The organism is Mesorhizobium sp. NFR06 (assembly GCF_900115245.1).
Taxonomy (GTDB): domain Bacteria; phylum Pseudomonadota; class Alphaproteobacteria; order Rhizobiales; family Rhizobiaceae; genus Mesorhizobium.
In genome coordinates this window covers 25,919-41,879 of sequence record NZ_FOVT01000022.1, presented here as the reverse complement: position 1 = coordinate 41,879, position 15,961 = coordinate 25,919, and the positions used below count along the sequence as shown (strand labels likewise).

Here is a 15,961-nt window from a genome sequence, read left to right as displayed (position 1 = left end):
TACCCGAAAGGTTGGAAAATGTCCAAGACCACCGCCAAGACCATCGAAAACGTTGAATTCCCGAGCTTCGATGCTTCCAAGGCCACCGACCAGATCCGCGCCTTCGCCGAGAAGGGTGTCGAGCAGTCGAAAGAAGCCTATGCCAAGCTGAAGACCGGCGCCGAGGAGACCCAGAAGGTTCTGGAGTCGACCTACGAGACCGCCAAGACCGTTTCCAGCGACGTTTCGCTCAAGGCGATCGCCGCGCTGCGCGCCAATGCCGAGGCCAGCTTCTCGCACCTCGAAGCCCTGGTCGCCGCCAAGACCCTTTCGGAAGTCGTCGAGCTGCAGACCGCTTTCCTGCGCAAGCGCGTCGAAATGGTCGTCGAGCAGGCCAAGGAGTTCCAGACTGTTGCCACCAAGGCGGTCGAGGATGTCTCCAAGCCGGTCAAGATCGCCTTCGAGAAGGCGATCAACGACGCCAAGGCTGCCTGATTTCCGCGCACAACCTTGCGATGCATCAAAACGTCGCATTTCGTCAGACAAATAGTCGTGCGATAGAGTTGAGCAACCAGATACCCGGAAATGGAACCTCCTCCCTCCGTTTCCGGGGTGACCAGCCAGCACCTCCTCCCGCTGGCTCGTAACAGGAAAAGGCCGGCACCTCCTCCCGCCGGCCTTTTCTTTTGCCTTGACGAAAGGCGGACGAGGAAACCAATCCTTTACCTTATCAAGGCCCTTGAATTAGAATCCGATAGCCCGTATTTGACGCATCGCCGAACGACAGAGCGGATCACGGAGAATGAAGCTTTCACCTCGATCTAGCTCAGGCAGGCATGCCGTTGTAGCTCAGCTGGTTAGAGCGCCGGATTGTGGATCCGGAGGTCGCTGGTTCGATCCCAGCCAACGGTACCATCATTCGCAATGATCTGAACGTGCACCTTGAACCCTTCCAATCCTTCGGCTTCGCGGACCATGGGCAAGATGTCTTGTCCCACGGGCAAGGTGACTTGCCGGTCGAGGCCGACTCGGCTCGAATGGGGCATGCATCCTTTGCGGGGGTGCGGACGTTCATGGCTACCAATCGGCTTGGCCGCTAGGGAAAAAGCAGTATGAGTGAACATGCGATCGAGTTCTTGCGCGGATGGATTGGCGAGAAAGTCCAGTGCCAGCATTCGCCGGTCAAGATCGACAAGCAGGCCGAGACCCTCGCCAGGGAGTGCTGCGCCAAGGCCGCCGAGGCGGGCATCCTCCTGGAGGACATCCAGGAAGAGGTCGGCGATATCCAGGAACTGATCGCATCGCGCCTCGAGGAAGCCGCCGAAGAGGGCACCAGCGAAACGAAGCCGGACAAGCCGGCAGAGTGAAAATGCCGGCTCCAGCACGGGCCGGCAGGTATTCTTAGCCGAACGTCTCCTTCAGCCATGCCTTCGGCAGCGCCGGCACGAAATTGTCGTCGCGGCCCGTCATATCCTCATTGGCGACCAATGCATTGAGGATCGCTTCCTCGACACCTTGCACGACCGCGTCGAATAACGGATCGATGTCGACGTCCGGAATGAACTCCGCGTGTGCGAGATCACCCGAAGCCGCAAGCGCCGCCTCCGGGTTGGCGGTCGAGAACGCCAGAAAGATATCGCCCGAACTGTGGTAGCCATAGCCGCCGGTCATGGCGATGCCGAGCGGCACCCGCCGGGCGAGTCGCTTCATCTGATGCGGCAGGAGCGGCGCGTCGGTGGCAATGATGGCGATGATCGAGCCCTTCTCGGCGCGCGGCGTGCCCTCGCGAATGGCCGGCTCGACCAATTCAGGACCGACCCGCCGGCCGCGAAGCGTGAAATTGTGCCTTTTGCCGAAATTGGCCTGCACGAACACGCCGAGCGCGTAGCTTCTGTCCTGCCATCCGACGAGGCGCGAGGCGGTCCCGGATCCGGCCTTGAAGCCGAAGGTTATCATGCCGGTACCGCCGCCGACACTGCCTTCCTCGATGGCCCCGCCGCTGGCGCTGTCGAGTGCGGCAGCGACATGGTCGAAGCCGACATGATGGCCGTTGATGTCGTTGAGGAAGCCGTCATAGGTCTCGGCCGCAACCGGCAGGCCCCAGCCGCTGTCGAGCGCGGCAGGCGACACCTTGTTCATCCAGCGCAGCGTGCCGTCGCGGGTCACGCCGCAGGAGTGCGTGTTGGTGATGGTGATGGGCAAGTTGAAGGCGCCGGTTTCCTCGATGATATGGGTGCCCGTCAGTTCACCATTGCCGTTCTGGCTGAACACGCCAGCGAATACCGGCGTCGCGAGATCTGCGATCGGCCTCGGCAGGATCGCGGTGACGCCGGTGCGCACCGGGCCGTTGCCGACTTGCAGCGGACCGTCGCCAGAAATCAGCGTCGTGTAGCCGACCGACACGCCCGGTACGTCGGTGATGGCGTTGAGGCGGCCTGGCGTGCCGTCGAGCGCGATGCCGAAGGCGCGCAGGCGCGGCTTGCCCGAAGGCGTGCGAAGATGCGGGCCGTCGTCGCTCATGCGATCCTCAGAACAACGAGCCCTGATTGCCTGGCTCCCGGGCCTTCGCGGCGGGCTTGGCGGCCAGTTTCGGCCGTGCGCCGCCGCTGGTGGCGATGGCCTCGGCATTGCCGTCGGCGAATTCCAATTGCAGTGCCGCGCCCGGCGCCAGTTCCGCAACCCGCTTGATGACGGCGCCATCGGCATCCTTGACCAGCGCGAAGCCGCGCGCCAGCACGGCTCTATGCGACAGCGTCGAAAGCAGCCGGTCCGCCTGGGTGAGGGCGGCGCGCAGCCGGTCCAGCCGCCGCGCCGTCGCCTGGTCCTGGCGGTGCGTCAGCCTGGCCAGCGTGTCGGCCTGTTGCTTCTGGCGCCGGACGATCGGCGCCGGCGACAATCTTGCCGCCGCGCGTCTGAAGCGCGCGCGGCGTTCGCGCACGATTGCGAAGAATGCGGCGCGCGCGCGCGCAATGTCGCGGCCAGTCAGCGTGCGCGCTTCGTTGAGGCGCCGCGACAGCGTGGCCGGCGTCAGCCTTTGCCGTTCCAGCGTCGCCCGCTTGCGTTCGATATTCACCGTCAGTCCGCGGCCGAGGCGGCTGGTCGCATCGTCGAAACGGCGGCGCGGCAGGGCCAGCAACTGGTCGGGCGAGGGGAGCGCGCGCGCCGCGGCGCGAACCGCCTGGCGCTTGCGCTCCAGATGCCGCGAGGCGCAGGCGTTGAGCCGCGCGCCGAGGCTGGCCAAGGTGGCCTCGAGGTCCGCCCTGACCGGTACGGCGATCTCGGCAGCGCCCGTTGGCGTCGGCGCGCGCATGTCGGCAACGAAGTCGATCAGCGTCCAGTCGGTCTCGTGGCCGACGGCGGAGATCACCGGGATGCCCGAGGCCGCGACGGCGCGCGCCAGCCCTTCGTCGTTGAAGCCCCACAGATCCTCAAGGCTGCCGCCGCCGCGCGCCACGATCAAAAGATCGGGCTGGCGGATGGCGCCGTCCCGGGTCAGCGCATTGAAGCCGTTGACGGCGGCGGTCACTTCCTTGGCGGTCGTGTCGCCCTGGACCCTGACCGGCCAGACCAGCACATGGAGCGGAAACCGGTCCTTTATGCGATGGATGATGTCGCGGATCACCGAGCCGGTCGGCGAGGTGACGACGCCGATGACTTTAGGCATGAACGGCAGCCGTCGCTTGCGGCCGGTATCGAACAGGCCCTCGGCCTGCAGCCGGCGCTTGCGTTCTTCCAGCAGCGCCATCAGCGCGCCGGCGCCTGCCGGCTCCAGATTGTCGATGACGATCTGGTAGTTGGATTTTCCAGGATAGGTCGTCAGGCGGCCGGTTGCGATCACCTCCATGCCTTCCTCGGGGCGGAATTTCAGCCGCGCCATGGTGGTCTTCCAGACCACGGCATCGAGCCGCGCGCGGTCGTCCTTCAACGCGAAGTAAGCGTGGCCGGACGAATGCGGCCCGCGATAGCCGGAAATCTCGCCGCGCACCCTCACATTGCCGAAGGCGTCCTCGACAGTGCGCTTCAGCGCGCCGGAAATCTCGCTCACCGTGTATTCGGTGGCGTTGCTGCGTGATTCGGTTGCTATTTCACTCATCGCGCGATTGGGGAACGCTTATCGGCTCGCGTCAAGCGCCGAGAGGCCTCGCCATGTTGTACGCGGGCCTACTGCTTGAACCGCGGCGGCCTGGATCGCCTCGGCCGTGGGCGGGCTGCCGCCCGTGCCTGCCCCTACCAGCCAGGCATGATTTGGTTTGCCTTGACCCGCTTCATCTTGGCGAAGGCGAGTGCGGCGAAATCGAAACTTCCCGCCTCTTCGCTGACCGGCACGGAAATGTTGTCCAGGCTCTCGGCAATGTGGCGGGCGAGCGCATCGACGATCTCCGGCTGCGAGGTCTGGCCGCGCATGATGCCGATGCGGCAGTCCGGCAGTTGGCCGAAGCCGTCGGCCTCGCCGAGCACCCGCATACCGGGCCTGAGCGCGCATTCCGGCAGCACAGAGACCGCCAGGCCGGAAAGCACCGCGGCGGTGATCACCGTCGCCGAGAAGCTGGAGAACAGCACCCGGTACTCGCGGTTCTGCCGGTCGAGCACGTCGACCGCGGCACGCCGCCAGATGCAGTTCGGCCGGCCGAAGGCCATGGGCAGGATTTCCTGTTCATGCGTGGCGTGGTTGGCCGAGGTCACCCACAGCAGCGGTTCGCGCCGCACCACCTCCGACTGGCCGCGCGTGTCGTTATGCGTCACCAGCGCCAGGTCGAGATTGCCGCGCTTGATGTGTTCGACCAGCCCCGGCGTCGGCTCGCAGACGACGGTCAGCTCCACGCGCGGGTTGGAGCGCGAGAAGCGCGCCATGATCTCGGGCAGGAAGCGGTCGGCATAGTCGTCCGGCGTGCCGATGCGAATGGTGCCTTCCAGCCGCTGGTCGTCGAAGGCGGCCAAAGTCTCGCGGTTGAGAAAGATCAGCCGCCGCGCATAGGAAAGCAGCCTGTCGCCCTCCTCGGTCAGCTTGTTGGTGCGGCCGTCCTTTTCGAACAAGGGCTTGCCGATCCGCTCCTCGAGGCGGCGCATCTGCATCGACACCGCCGACTGTGTGCGGTGCACCTCTTCGGCCGCGCGGGTGAAGCTGCCGGTGTCGGCGATCGAGATGAAGGTCTGCAACTGATCGAGGTCAAGCGGCGCTTTCATCGGTCCAACCTATCATTGATGTTGATGCTACAGATTAAAAACATTCGTTGGATTAATCAATCGCACGGTGGCAAATTGGCATTGTCCACATGAAGGCATGTGAATGGAAACCGCAACGGCGCTTCTCCCAAGGCGCCGATTGACTGGTTTCGTCCGCTCGACTCCTGAAGGAGACTGACATGACCACGATTGAACTCGCCTCCGAGACCTCGCGCATCACCACGCGTCCGGCCGTTGCGACGCTTGTGGTCAATGCGCTCGCCAACGCCTACCGCGCCTGGAAAAATCGCCGCGCCTTCTATCGCCTCGGCGAAATGTCGGACGCCGAGCTTGCCGATATCGGCCTGACCCGCGCCGACCTGCATGTCGCGATCGATATTCCCTTCGGCTGCGATCCGACGGCGAAGCTGCGCGCCATTGCCAGCGAGCGCGTCGACACGATCGAGGATATTGCTCGTCGGGTAGCCTGAACGGCCCCGTTGCCTGGATTTCCGGTCGCGTTGAACCTTTCCAAGGCTCGGCGCGACCAAGCTTCATGCAGGCTCCCACACTCCCTGCCGGTTCCCCGCCGGCCTGCCTGCACATTGCCCGGTTCTCCTCCAGGACTACCGGGCATTTTTTCGACTTCGTCATCCTCGGGCGTAGCGAAGCGAAGACCCGAGGATCCATGCCGTGACCCCGGCCAAGGCGCGCGGCGGAGCAGAATTGTTAGCCGTTCCAACGCCTTAGCGTCACGGCATGGATCCTAGGGTCTGCGCGCGTCGCTTCGCTGCTTGCTCCGCCCTAGGATGACGATCGCGCCGGTAGGCGTGAGGCCCCTACCGCCGATCCATGTCGCGCTTGAACTGGTCGAAGATCGTTCCGACGCTCTTTTCATATTCGTCGCGCTGCTGCGCGCCGGTCTCGAACATCTTGCCGAAGATGTCGTCGAACGGGTTGCGCGGCCGGCCGCTCGGGTTGGTCTGCGGCTGCTGCGGCGCGCCCTGCTGCGGTTGGCGCTGTTGCGGCTGCGGCGCCGGCTGTCCGCCGGGCAGGCCGAAACCGCCGCCCTGGCGCAGCATCTCTTCGAAGATCTTGCCGAGCGGGTTGTCGCCATAGGGGCTTTGCGTCTGTTGCGGCTGCGTCTGCTGCGGCGCGGCGCCGCCGAACATGTCCTGCAGCACCTTGCCGAGCGGGTTGTCGCCGTAAGGATTGGGTGCCTGCTGGGGCTGGCTTTGCGGCTGTGCCGCTCCGCCGCCGAATATGTCCTGCAGCACTTTGCCGAGCGGGTTCTCGCTATAGGGATTGGGCGCTGGTTCCGGTGCCTGGCGTGGCTGCGGCGTCGGTGCGACGCTGCTTTGCCGCATCATCTGCTCGATGATCTCGCCGAGCGGATTGCCGCTGCCGCCTAAGCCGGCGGCCTGCATCTGGTTGTTGGTCTGCTTGAACAGCCCGCCCATCATCATCGAGGCCATGGCGGGCAGCATCTGCTGCAGCACCTGTTGGCTCAGTCCCGTCGCCTGGGCGGCCTGGCTTGCCACGGCGCGCGACAGGTCCTTTGAGCCGAACAGATGGCCGAGGATGCCGTTGCCTTCATTGATGCCTTGCGGCGAAAAGGCTCTGGTAGCGTCCTCGAAATATTTGGCGTGCTGGCCGCTCGCCATCGCCGTCATGAAGGCGCCGAGACCGTAGGGATCGGCGGTATTGCGCTGCAGTCCTTGCGAGAAGGCGGGTAGCAGCGCCTGGACCGCCGCCTGCGTCTGCTGCATCGAAAGCCCGTATTGCTGGGCCAGCGCCTGCATGCCGGCGCCGTTCTGGGCCTGGGCAAAAATGTCGAACAGGGAAGGCATTGGCATCTCCTCCGAGAACATCCTCGTGGAAGAAACCTAGTTCGTTTCCATTCCTGATTGAAGCGGCTTTCGCCGCGCCACCGCCAGAGGACGCCGGAGGGTCAATAGGCGTATTCCATGAACACCGGCTCGATCGAGCCGCCCCAGCGCGTGTGATAGGCCGAAAGCATCTCCTCGGCGCTGGTGGTGCCGCGCGCCACGACCTCGTCGAGCGTGTTGAGGAACGACGTCTCGTCATAGCCGTCGCGGTTCTTCTTAGCCCGATTCTTCAGGCCCATGCGCGAGACGGCGAGCACGTCGCGGGCGACGTCGCGCAAGGTGGCGTTGCGGAACGGCGCGGCAATCCCTTGCTCCGGAACGGCATTGCGCATCGCCAGCGCTTCCGCGTAGGTCCAGTTCGCGGTCAGCGCCTCGGCGGCGTCAAGCGCCTGCTCGTCATAAAGCAGCCCGACCCAGAAGGCTGGCAGGGCGCAGATGCGCCGCCATGGCCCGCCGTCGGCGCCGCGCATTTCAAGGAAGCGCTTCAGGCGCACATCCGGGAACAAAGTCGAGAGATGGTTTGCCCAGTCGCCCATCGTCGGCAGGCCGTCGGGCACCTCGTTGCGGGCGGCGCCTGCCATGAACTGGCGGAAGGTGTAGCGCGTCATGTCGTGATAGTTGCCGTCGCGGATGACGAAATACATCGGCACGTCGAGCGCCCATTCGACATAGTCGGCAAAACCGAAATCGGGCGAGAAGCAGAATTCGAGCATGCCGGAGCGCTGGTTGTCGGTGTCGCGCCAGATGTCGCCGCGCCAGCTCTGCAAGCCGTTCGGCCGGCTCTCGGTGAAGGGCGAGTTGGCAAACAGCGCCGTCGACAGCGGCTGCAGCTTCAGCGACACCTGCATCTTGCGGCGCATGTCGGTCTCGCTCTCGAAGTCGAGGTTCACCTGGATGGTGCAGGTGCGGTACATCATGTCGAGGCCCTTGGTGCCGACCTTCGGCATGTAGCGCGTCATGATCTCATAGCGCGACTTGGGCATTTTCGGCGTGTCGGCGAGCGACCATTTCGGGCTGCCGCCGAGGCCGAGGAAGCGGATGCCGAGCGGCTCGGCGATCTCGCGCACCTGCGCCAAATGCGCGTTGCCTTCGCGGCAGGTCTGGTGGATCGATTCCAGCGGCGCGCCGGAGAGCTCGAACTGGCCGCCCGGCTCGAGCGAGATGGCGCCCTGGCCGGTCGGCTCGACCAGCCCGATGATGCGGCCGGCGTCCACGATCGGATCCCAGCCGAGCTTTTCCTGCATGCCTTCGAGTATGGCGCGGATGCCGCGCTCGCCGCCGTAAGGCACCGGCGCGTTGCCGTCGACATAGAACGGGAATTTCTCGTGCTCGGTGCCGATGCGCCACTTGTCGCGCGGCTTGTTGCCCGCGGCCAGGTAACCAACGAGTTCGTCGATGCCTTCGATGGGCTGGATATCGGTTGTGTCGCGCGCCATGAGCCCCTCCAAGCGCATTGCCCGGAAATCAACCTCGATTTCCGCCGGGCATCCTGCGCAAGATCTTAGTGTTACAGCGTTCTTAGCACACCAAAAAGGCGGCGTGGCGCTGCAGGGGCCGGACGGCCGCCGGCGCTAGATGGACGAAATGTCAGGAGCCGATCAAGCAAAAAATCCTGAGCCACGCCTCAACAGGATTTGATCACCAGTCGCCGACCGTCGCCTGGATCACGGCCAGAGCAGCCACCGCCGCAGTATCGGCGCGCAGGATGCGCGGCCCGAGCGGAATGGCGGTGACGAAAGGCAGCGCTCTGAGCATCTTGCGCTCGTCGTCGGAAAATCCGCCTTCCGGCCCAACCAGCAGCGCAAGTTTTTTCTCCTTGATCGCCTGCAAGGCCGGCACCGGATTGTTGGTCGAGGCGTCCTCGTCGCAGAAGATCAGCCGCCGCTCCTTGTCCCAGTTACCGAGCAGCCGCTCGAGCTTTTCCGCCTCGCGCACCTCCGGCACCGCCAGGATGCCGCACTGCTCGGCCGCTTCGACGACATTGGCGCGCAACCGCTCGATGCCGGGTTTTGCCACCTGCGTGTGCTGGGTGACCACGGGCTGCAGCATGCCGGCGCCCATCTCGACCGCCTTTTGCACAAGGTAATCGAGTCGGCCCTGCTTCAAGGGCGCGAAGCAATAGACGAGATCGGGCAACGGCGGCTGCGGACGCTGCAGTTCCGTCACCCTCAGCCGAACCGCCTTCTTGGACCTGGCGGCGATCGAAGCCGACCATTCGCCGTCGCGGCCGTTGAACAGAAGAACCTCGGTGCCTTCGCCGAGCCGCAGCACATGCGCGAGATAGTGGCTTTGCTGTTGGCCGGCATCGAACTCGCGACCCGGTCCAAGATCGTCGGGCACGAACAGCCGCTGCATTTTGTAGTTGGCGCGCATGGCCCAAGCAGGTTCCGCAAAAGTGTCTCGCGGTTTTGCGATCAGAACCTGCGAAAAACAAGGGAATCTAAGCAGATATTCGTGGGACATCCCACGAATATTTGCTTGGCAATGGGCGAGGCGCGGGTTTGCCGTCAAGTATCGGCGCTCGGATGCCAGACCGGGGCAAAACCTTGCCGCAGCACCGCAATGGTGGTCGCCGGCGTCAGCAGGCGCAGCGAGGAACCGGCGAGGCGGTCGAGCGCAACCCGCTCGGCATAGCCCGAGAAAGACCATTTGAGTGCCTTGCCGGCACGCAGCGCATAGGCGGTGTCGCCGTTCGCGATCATCGCTCCATCGGGCAAGCCGTCAAGTTCCGGCACGCTCACGGCAGGAGGCCGTCCGCCCGAAGCGAGCCTTTCCTTGTGCAGCCGCTTGTCGACCATCGGCGCGCGCGGCTCATCAATGCCGAAGGCCTCGCCGAAGCGGCCGACGAAATCGGTCGCCCGTTCGCGCCGGCAAAAGAAACAGGGCCGGTGGCCGGCCGCCAGTGCCGTCACCTCGTCGAGGAAGAACAGCTCGGTCCAGCCGGCCTTGCCACCTGGCCTGTTGCGGCCCATCGGCTCGCGGCGCACGTTGCCGAACTGGCACGCGCAGATGATCCAGGCTGGCAAGGCCCAGCGCTTCTTCAACAGCGTCCTGGTTTCGGGGTCATGGATGATACCGCGATTGCCGGTGAACAGGCCGCGCTCCGCCACGGCATGGATGGCGCCGAAGGGGTCGACCCGATTCTGCAGTGGCATAGCTTTCTCTCCGGCACGCGTCTTGGCTGAAATACGGGCCGCATGATATCGCTCAGCCCAGCGTTTTCATGTCAGCAGGTTTTCGATGCGGGTTTTGGTCGTCCAGAATTTCGATAATGAGGGCCTTGGCCAGATCGGCGCGGCGCTTGTGGAAGCCGGCGCCGATATCGACTTGCGCAAGCCCTATCGCGGCGAGACCTTGCCCGAGGACAGCACCGAGCACGATGCCATAGTGGTGCTTGGTGGCGCCCAGAACGCGCTCGACGACGAGATCTGCCCATACTTCTCTGCATTGATCGACCTGGCGCGCGACTTCGCCGACAAGGATCGCCCGGTGCTCGGCATCTGCCTCGGCAGCCAGCTTCTGGCGCGCGCCTTCGGCGGCAAGAACCAGATCGGCGGCGCCACCGAGTTCGGCTGGCACAAAGTGTCGCTCACGCCGGCGGCGAAATCGGATCCGGTGCTGGCAACGCTGCCGGAGACCTTTCCCATTTTCGAGTGGCATGACGACACGTTCGGCCTGCCGCAAAACGCTGTGCGCCTGGCCGGCAGTCCGGTGGCCGAGAACCAGGCCTTCCGCCTCGGCCGCGCCATCTATGGCTTCCAGTTCCACTTCGAGGCCGATACCCCGATGGTGCGCGATTGGAGCACGTCCTTCGCGTCGTTGATTGCCGACCGCCATCCCGACTGGAACGATCAGCTCGACGACGAGATGGCCCGCAATGGCCCCGATGCAGATGCCGCCGGCCTGGCCATTGCCCGCGCCTGGGTGGCGACCATCTGACTCATCTAATCCCGCACGGGGCGGCGTTGCATAATTGGCACGCCTGCGCGCTTCCGCTTGGGGATAAAGTTCTTCTTCCTTGGTTTGTGTCCGGCCGCTCGCCTAAGAGGGCGCGCTTTGTATCGTCGGCGCAACGGCCATGAACCTTTTGTGTGATCCAGCCGACACACCGGCGATACAGAATCTGCTTAGAAGCGCGAAATCGTCGAAACATTGAGACGCATTTTATCGTTTCAACGCATTGGTAACCGCCTCGTGCCCAGATGCTGAAAGCTTAACCAGAGATGACGTCCGTGAAAGCAGCTCTCCTGTCTTTTGTCATGCTGTCTGCCATCGTGCTCTGCGGCCTGGGTATCTATGCCGCCGACGCAGCGACCAACCACCGGGCCGTTGACGGCTACGGCGTCACTGCCTCGCTGAACTAAGCCTCGACAAAATCGGAGCCGGAGCTGGGATCGCGTCTAGAACGCTTTCCCTTCGGCGGTGATGATGCGCTTGTCGCCACCATTGACGGCAAGCGCGCTCAGCGTTCCCGATTTCCAGGCAAGCGTGTCGACATTGACGCGGTTGGCCCTGACCTCGGCTTCCGGGACGGGCGTGTGCCCGTGCACGATCACCTTTGAAAAAAGCCCTTGATGGTCGTGGAAGGTGTCGCGGATCCAGATCAGGTCTTGCTGGTTCTGGTGGTCGAGCGGCACGCCCGGTCTTATCCCTGCATGGCAGAAGAAGAAGTCGCCGAAGGTCGCCGAAAATGCCAGCGAGCGCAGGAAGTCGACATGGCTGCGCGGCACCGCTTTCACCAGGGCCGCGTGTCCCCGCCGCACCGCTTCCGCCTTGCCGAACCAATGCGCATCGCGCGCAAGATCCACGCCATAGGATTGCGCCGTCTGCACGCCGCCATAGTTCATGAACAGGCCGTCTGGCTCGGCGTCGGCAAGAAATTCGAGCATGCCGATATCGTGGTTGCCGGCGAGCGTGATGTTGCGCGGATCACGTTTCTGCGCCTCGATCAGGAAATCGATCACGCCTTTCGAATCCGGCCCGCGGTCGACATAGTCGCCGAGATGGATGATGCGCCAGTCGGACGCGGGCGCATGCTCCAGTTCGCTCGCGATGCGCCGGTGCATGGCGCTTAGCAGGTCATGGCGGCCATGCACGTCGCCGATGGCGTAGAGGCGCATGCCGTCCGGCCCGCTTGCGTCGAGATAGTGGATGCCGGTTTCGGTCAAGGCGCGCGTTTCCCGATAGGAGGCTTTGGCCGAACCTAGTGCGGATCGGTGAACGAGGCCCTAGCGCATGCCGCCCAATTCTTCCGAAGGCGCTGTTCAGCGACGGAGCTGATCCTTGCCCATGTCGGTGACGAGGCGCTTGCCGCACAGCGCCAGCGTGATGTCCATTTCCTTGCGGATGATCTCGAGCGCCTTGGTAACGCCCTCCTTGCCCATCGCGCCGAGGCCGTAAAGGAAAGGCCGGCCGATATAGGTTCCCTTGGCGCCGAGGCAGAGCGCCTTGAGCACGTCCTGGCCCGAGCGGATGCCGCCATCCATATGCACCTCGATCCTGTCGCCGACAGCATCGGCGATCTCCTCCAGCACCGAGATCGAGGAGGCGGCGCCGTCCAACTGCCGTCCGCCATGATTGGAGACCACGATCGCGTCGGCGCCGGTTTCGGCCGCCATCAGCGCGTCTTCCTTGTCGAGAATGCCTTTCAGGATCAGCTTGCCGCCCCAGCGTTCCTTGATCCAGGCGACGTCCTTCCACGACAAATGCGGATCGAACTGTTCCGTCGTCCATGACGACAGCGAAGAGACGTCGCCTACGCCCTTGGCGTGGCCGACGATGTTGCGGAAGGTGCGGCGCTTGGTGCCGGCAATGCCCAGGCACCAGCGCGGCTTCATCGCTAGGTCGACGATATTGGCCAGTGTCATCTTGGGCGGCGCCGATAGCCCGTTGCGGATATCCTTGTGGCGCTGCCCGAGGATCTGCAAATCGAGTGTCAGCACCAGCGCCGAGCACTTCGCCGCCTTGGCGCGGTCGATGAGGTTGAGCACGAAATCCTTGTCGCGCAGCACATAGAGCTGGAACCAGAACGGCTTCGTGGTCACCGAGGCGACGTCCTCGATCGAGCAGATGCTCATCGTCGAGAGCGTGAACGGTACGCCGAACTCTTCCGCCGCTTTCGCCGCCAGCATCTCGCCGTCGGCATGCTGCATGCCGGTCAGCCCGGTCGGGGCCAGCGCCACCGGCATCGCCACCTTCTCGCCGATCATGGTGGATTCCAGCGAGCGGTTGCTCATATCGACCAGCACGCGCTGGCGGAACTTGATCTTGCCGAAATCCTCTTCGTTCGCCCGGTAGGTGCTCTCCGTCCAGGCGCCGGAATCGGCATAGTCGAAGAACATCTTCGGCACCTTGCGGCGCGCCAGCTCCTTGAGGTCGGCGATGGTCAGGATGTCGCTCATGGTGGTCCCCGCTTGATGTATGCTTAGGAGCGTTTGCGTGTGGGTTCGATGTCGCCGGCTTCGGAGCGCTGTCGCAGCCTCAGCCGTGAGACGCGCTGCCAGTCGCCGCTGCGCTCGGCTTCCGCCATCGAGCGCTCGACATAGGTGATGTGATCCATCGCCGCCTTGCGCGCGGCGATCGGGTCGCCGGCCTTGATCGCGGCGTGGATCGCGCGGTGTTGTTGGAGCAGCGCTTCGCGCGCGCCGGGAACGCTGAACACCAACAGCCTGTTCTGGAACACGCCTTCGGAAAGCAGCCGGTAGCAGGAGCGCAGCGTGTGCAGCAGGATCATGTTGTGCGCGCACTCGCACACCGCGTGGTGGAATTCGACGTCGACTTCCGCTTCGTCGTCGAAGTCGCCGGTCCGGTGCGCCTCGTCCATGCGCGCCATGATGCGGTCCAGCAGCGCCAGATCCTCGGGCGTTGCCCGGCGCGCCGCGTATTCGGCCGCCACCGCTTCGATCTCGCGCCGGTATTCCAGATAGTCGGTCACCGCCTTGCGGTGCGTGGAGATGAGGTCCGTCACCGGCTTGGTGAAGAGCTGGCCGATGACGTCGGCGACATGCGTGCCGCCGCCCGGCCGCGTGGTCAGCAGCCCGCGCGCCTCGAGTGCCTTCAGCGCATCGCGCAGGATCGGCCGCGACACGTCGAACTGCCGCGCCAGCTCGCGCTCGCCCGGCAACCGGTCGCCGGTGCGCAGCACGCCTTCGAGGATAAGGCTCTCGATCTGCTGCACGACCTCGTCGGCGGTGCGCGAATGCTCGATCCTGGAGAAAATGTCGCTCAAAGGAGGCGCCTGGCGAATGGGACGGACACCGCCAGATTAAAGCCTCTGTCGCGAACTGGTCAAATTATTTATCCAATTCGTCCAAGCCGGTTGCGTCGCGGGCCAAGCGCCGCCTCCTCCGGCTGCCAACATTTGCTGTTTACGAGTCTCGCCGATTGCCGCAAGACGACCGGGTTGCACGAAGGGTCGAAAAAGGGGGACCAGCCGTGTCTGACGAGATATCCAGTCTCGAATTCCAGCCGCGCTCCCAGGGCAGCGTGATGGGCTTTCCGGCGCATGAGGGGCGCCCCGGCGCGCTCGGCGAAGTCCACGCGCGACCGCACCCGCTGGTCGAAAAGCCGCGTGTCCTCATCCAGCTTTCCTTCATGACCGACGGCGGGGCCGGCGTCGACCATGCCGTGCTTTCCGAACTGTCGCGGCGCCTCGGCATCGCCGTGCCCGAGCGCCATGCCCGCCACCACGCCATGAAATGGGGCAAAGGCACGCTGCGCTGGGAGCGACACACGGAATTCTCGACCTATCTCTGGGAAGGGCCGCTGGCGGAGAACGGCCGGGGCCAGGAGGATTCACCCTTCGGCAATGGCTTCTCGCCGCCGGGAACGGTGATTTCCGGCATACGGCTCGAGATCCGCAAATGGACGCAAGCGAGCGAGAAGCTGATTGCCGGCTTCGACCCGACCAGCCTGTGCCATTCGCTGGTCGAGCGCGGCGCCGCAGCCATCATCACCGATTTCCGCCAGGACGGCGACGGGCTGACCCGCATGCTGGTGCTCGATCGCGGCCTGACGCCGGCCAGCACCGGCGCCCTGTCGCAGCGGCTGATCGACATCGAAACCTACCGGACGCTTGCTATGCTCGGCCTGCCGCTGGCGTTGACGCTGTCCGGCCGCGCCCGTCGCATCGAGGACCGGCTGGCGCAGACCACGCTGGAAATGAAGGCGGTCGAGACCCGCGATAACCAGACGCTGCTCTCCGACCTTACCGAGCTTGCGGCCGAGCTGGAGGCCGATGCCGCATCCAGCCTCTACCGCTTCGGCGCCAGCCGCGCCTATGACGGCATCGTCACCGAACGGCTGGAGGCGCTCGATGAGGAACCGGTGCAAGGCTACGACACCTGGGCGGGCTTCCTGCTGCGGCGCATGGCGCCGGCCATGCGCACCTGCCGCTCGGTCGAGGAGCGCCAGGCCAATCTGTCGCGAAAACTCACCCGCGCCACCACGCTCTTACGCACCTGGGTCGATGTCGAGGTCGAGAAGCAGAACCGCGACCTGCTGGCCTCGATGAACAACCGCGCGCGGCTGCAACTGCGTCTGCAGCAGACGGTCGAAGGCCTTTCAGTCGCTGCCGTCTCCTACTATGTAGTCGGCCTGATCGGCTATGTCGCCAAGGGCGCCTCGATCTTCGGTCACGCTTTCGCGCCCGAAGTCGTCACCGCGGCATCCGTGCCGGTCGCCATCCTGCTCGTCTGGTGGGGCGTGCGCCGCGTGCGCAGGATGCACTCCGAACCGGCCAGGCATCCGGGAGAGTAATCTCCCCCTTGAGGGGAGATGTCGCCGAAGGCGACAGAGGGGGTCGCTGCGCGAGGAGCGCCAGCGCCTTCCTCGAAGACGGAAGACGTCGGCGATTTACGTGAGACGACCCCCTCTGACCGCTTCGCGGCCATCTCCTCCTCAAGGGGGGAGATCCGAGCGTAGCGGCAGAT

At 64.6% G+C, this 15,961-nt stretch carries 16 protein-coding genes and 1 tRNA gene; 7 read left to right on the top strand and 10 right to left on the bottom strand.

Annotated elements, in window-relative coordinates; genetic code table 11:
* The first annotated feature begins 18 nt into the window (after positions 1-18).
* The 3 genes from F3H96_RS27305 (at position 19) to F3H96_RS27295 (ending at position 1,346) form a co-directional block, all read left to right on the top strand.
* Positions 19-474, top strand: coding sequence for a phasin (locus F3H96_RS27305; RefSeq protein ID WP_149804771.1), 456 nt, complete (start codon positions 19-21; stop codon positions 472-474).
* Between the two features lie 343 nt (positions 475-817).
* Positions 818-894, top strand: a tRNA-His gene (locus tag F3H96_RS27300).
* 197 nt (positions 895-1,091) lie between these two features.
* Entirely contained in the window at positions 1,092-1,346 is a 255-nt protein-coding gene (locus F3H96_RS27295) for a DUF768 domain-containing protein (protein ID WP_149804770.1), read from the top strand.
* Positions 1,347-1,380: 34 nt separating this feature from the next.
* Here F3H96_RS27295 and F3H96_RS27290 read toward each other — a convergent pair whose 3' ends face one another.
* The 3 genes from F3H96_RS27290 to F3H96_RS27280 all read right to left on the bottom strand — a co-directional run bounded on the left by F3H96_RS27290 (position 1,381) and on the right by F3H96_RS27280 (position 5,163).
* Positions 1,381-2,499, bottom strand: coding sequence for a P1 family peptidase (locus F3H96_RS27290; RefSeq protein WP_149804769.1), 1,119 nt, complete (start codon positions 2,497-2,499; stop codon positions 1,381-1,383).
* A 7-nt stretch (positions 2,500-2,506) separates the two neighbouring features.
* Entirely contained in the window at positions 2,507-4,072 is a 1,566-nt protein-coding gene (xseA, locus tag F3H96_RS27285) for an exodeoxyribonuclease VII large subunit (RefSeq protein ID WP_149804768.1), read from the bottom strand.
* 134 nt (positions 4,073-4,206) lie between these two features.
* Positions 4,207-5,163, bottom strand: coding sequence for a LysR substrate-binding domain-containing protein (locus F3H96_RS27280; RefSeq protein ID WP_149804767.1), 957 nt, complete (start codon positions 5,161-5,163; stop codon positions 4,207-4,209).
* 179 nt (positions 5,164-5,342) lie between these two features.
* Between F3H96_RS27280 and F3H96_RS27275 the strand changes: the two genes are divergently transcribed.
* The gene (locus F3H96_RS27275; RefSeq protein ID WP_149804766.1) at positions 5,343-5,633 is read left to right on the top strand and encodes a DUF1127 domain-containing protein; all 291 of its coding nucleotides are present in this window, start codon (positions 5,343-5,345) and stop codon (positions 5,631-5,633) included.
* Positions 5,634-5,981: 348 nt separating this feature from the next.
* Here the strand turns inward: F3H96_RS27275 and F3H96_RS27270 are convergent, their stop codons facing one another.
* The 4 genes from F3H96_RS27270 to F3H96_RS27255 all read right to left on the bottom strand — a co-directional run bounded on the left by F3H96_RS27270 (position 5,982) and on the right by F3H96_RS27255 (position 10,186).
* On the bottom strand, positions 5,982-6,992 hold the full coding sequence (locus F3H96_RS27270) for a DUF937 domain-containing protein (protein ID WP_149804765.1): 1,011 nt from the start codon (positions 6,990-6,992) through the stop codon (positions 5,982-5,984).
* A gap of 101 nt (positions 6,993-7,093) precedes the next feature.
* Entirely contained in the window at positions 7,094-8,467 is a 1,374-nt protein-coding gene (locus F3H96_RS27265) for a glutamate--cysteine ligase (protein ID WP_149804764.1), read from the bottom strand.
* 202 nt (positions 8,468-8,669) lie between these two features.
* Positions 8,670-9,404 (bottom strand): 16S rRNA (uracil(1498)-N(3))-methyltransferase, encoded by a 735-nt coding sequence (locus tag F3H96_RS27260; RefSeq protein WP_149804763.1) that lies wholly within the window; start codon positions 9,402-9,404, stop codon positions 8,670-8,672.
* 134 nt (positions 9,405-9,538) lie between these two features.
* A complete protein-coding gene (locus F3H96_RS27255; protein WP_149804762.1) occupies positions 9,539-10,186 on the bottom strand; it encodes a hypothetical protein in 648 nt (215 codons plus the stop codon).
* 85 nt (positions 10,187-10,271) lie between these two features.
* Here F3H96_RS27255 and F3H96_RS27250 point away from each other — a divergent pair, with 85 nt between their 5' ends.
* On the top strand, positions 10,272-10,970 hold the full coding sequence (locus F3H96_RS27250; RefSeq protein ID WP_149804761.1) for a type 1 glutamine amidotransferase: 699 nt from the start codon (positions 10,272-10,274) through the stop codon (positions 10,968-10,970).
* Between the two features lie 293 nt (positions 10,971-11,263).
* Positions 11,264-11,395, top strand: coding sequence for a hypothetical protein (locus F3H96_RS31565; RefSeq protein WP_263481599.1), 132 nt, complete (start codon positions 11,264-11,266; stop codon positions 11,393-11,395).
* A gap of 36 nt (positions 11,396-11,431) precedes the next feature.
* Here F3H96_RS31565 and F3H96_RS27240 read toward each other — a convergent pair whose 3' ends face one another.
* The 3 genes from F3H96_RS27240 to F3H96_RS27230 all read right to left on the bottom strand — a co-directional run bounded on the left by F3H96_RS27240 (position 11,432) and on the right by F3H96_RS27230 (position 14,259).
* On the bottom strand, positions 11,432-12,199 hold the full coding sequence (locus tag F3H96_RS27240; RefSeq protein WP_149804760.1) for a metallophosphoesterase: 768 nt from the start codon (positions 12,197-12,199) through the stop codon (positions 11,432-11,434).
* A 96-nt stretch (positions 12,200-12,295) separates the two neighbouring features.
* Positions 12,296-13,432 (bottom strand): alpha-hydroxy acid oxidase, encoded by a 1,137-nt coding sequence (locus tag F3H96_RS27235; protein ID WP_149804759.1) that lies wholly within the window; start codon positions 13,430-13,432, stop codon positions 12,296-12,298.
* A 23-nt stretch (positions 13,433-13,455) separates the two neighbouring features.
* The gene (locus F3H96_RS27230) at positions 13,456-14,259 is read right to left on the bottom strand and encodes an FCD domain-containing protein (protein WP_149804758.1); all 804 of its coding nucleotides are present in this window, start codon (positions 14,257-14,259) and stop codon (positions 13,456-13,458) included.
* A gap of 206 nt (positions 14,260-14,465) precedes the next feature.
* Here F3H96_RS27230 and F3H96_RS27225 point away from each other — a divergent pair, with 206 nt between their 5' ends.
* The gene (locus tag F3H96_RS27225; protein ID WP_149804757.1) at positions 14,466-15,788 is read left to right on the top strand and encodes a DUF3422 family protein; all 1,323 of its coding nucleotides are present in this window, start codon (positions 14,466-14,468) and stop codon (positions 15,786-15,788) included.
* Positions 15,789-15,961 lie beyond the last annotated feature (173 nt).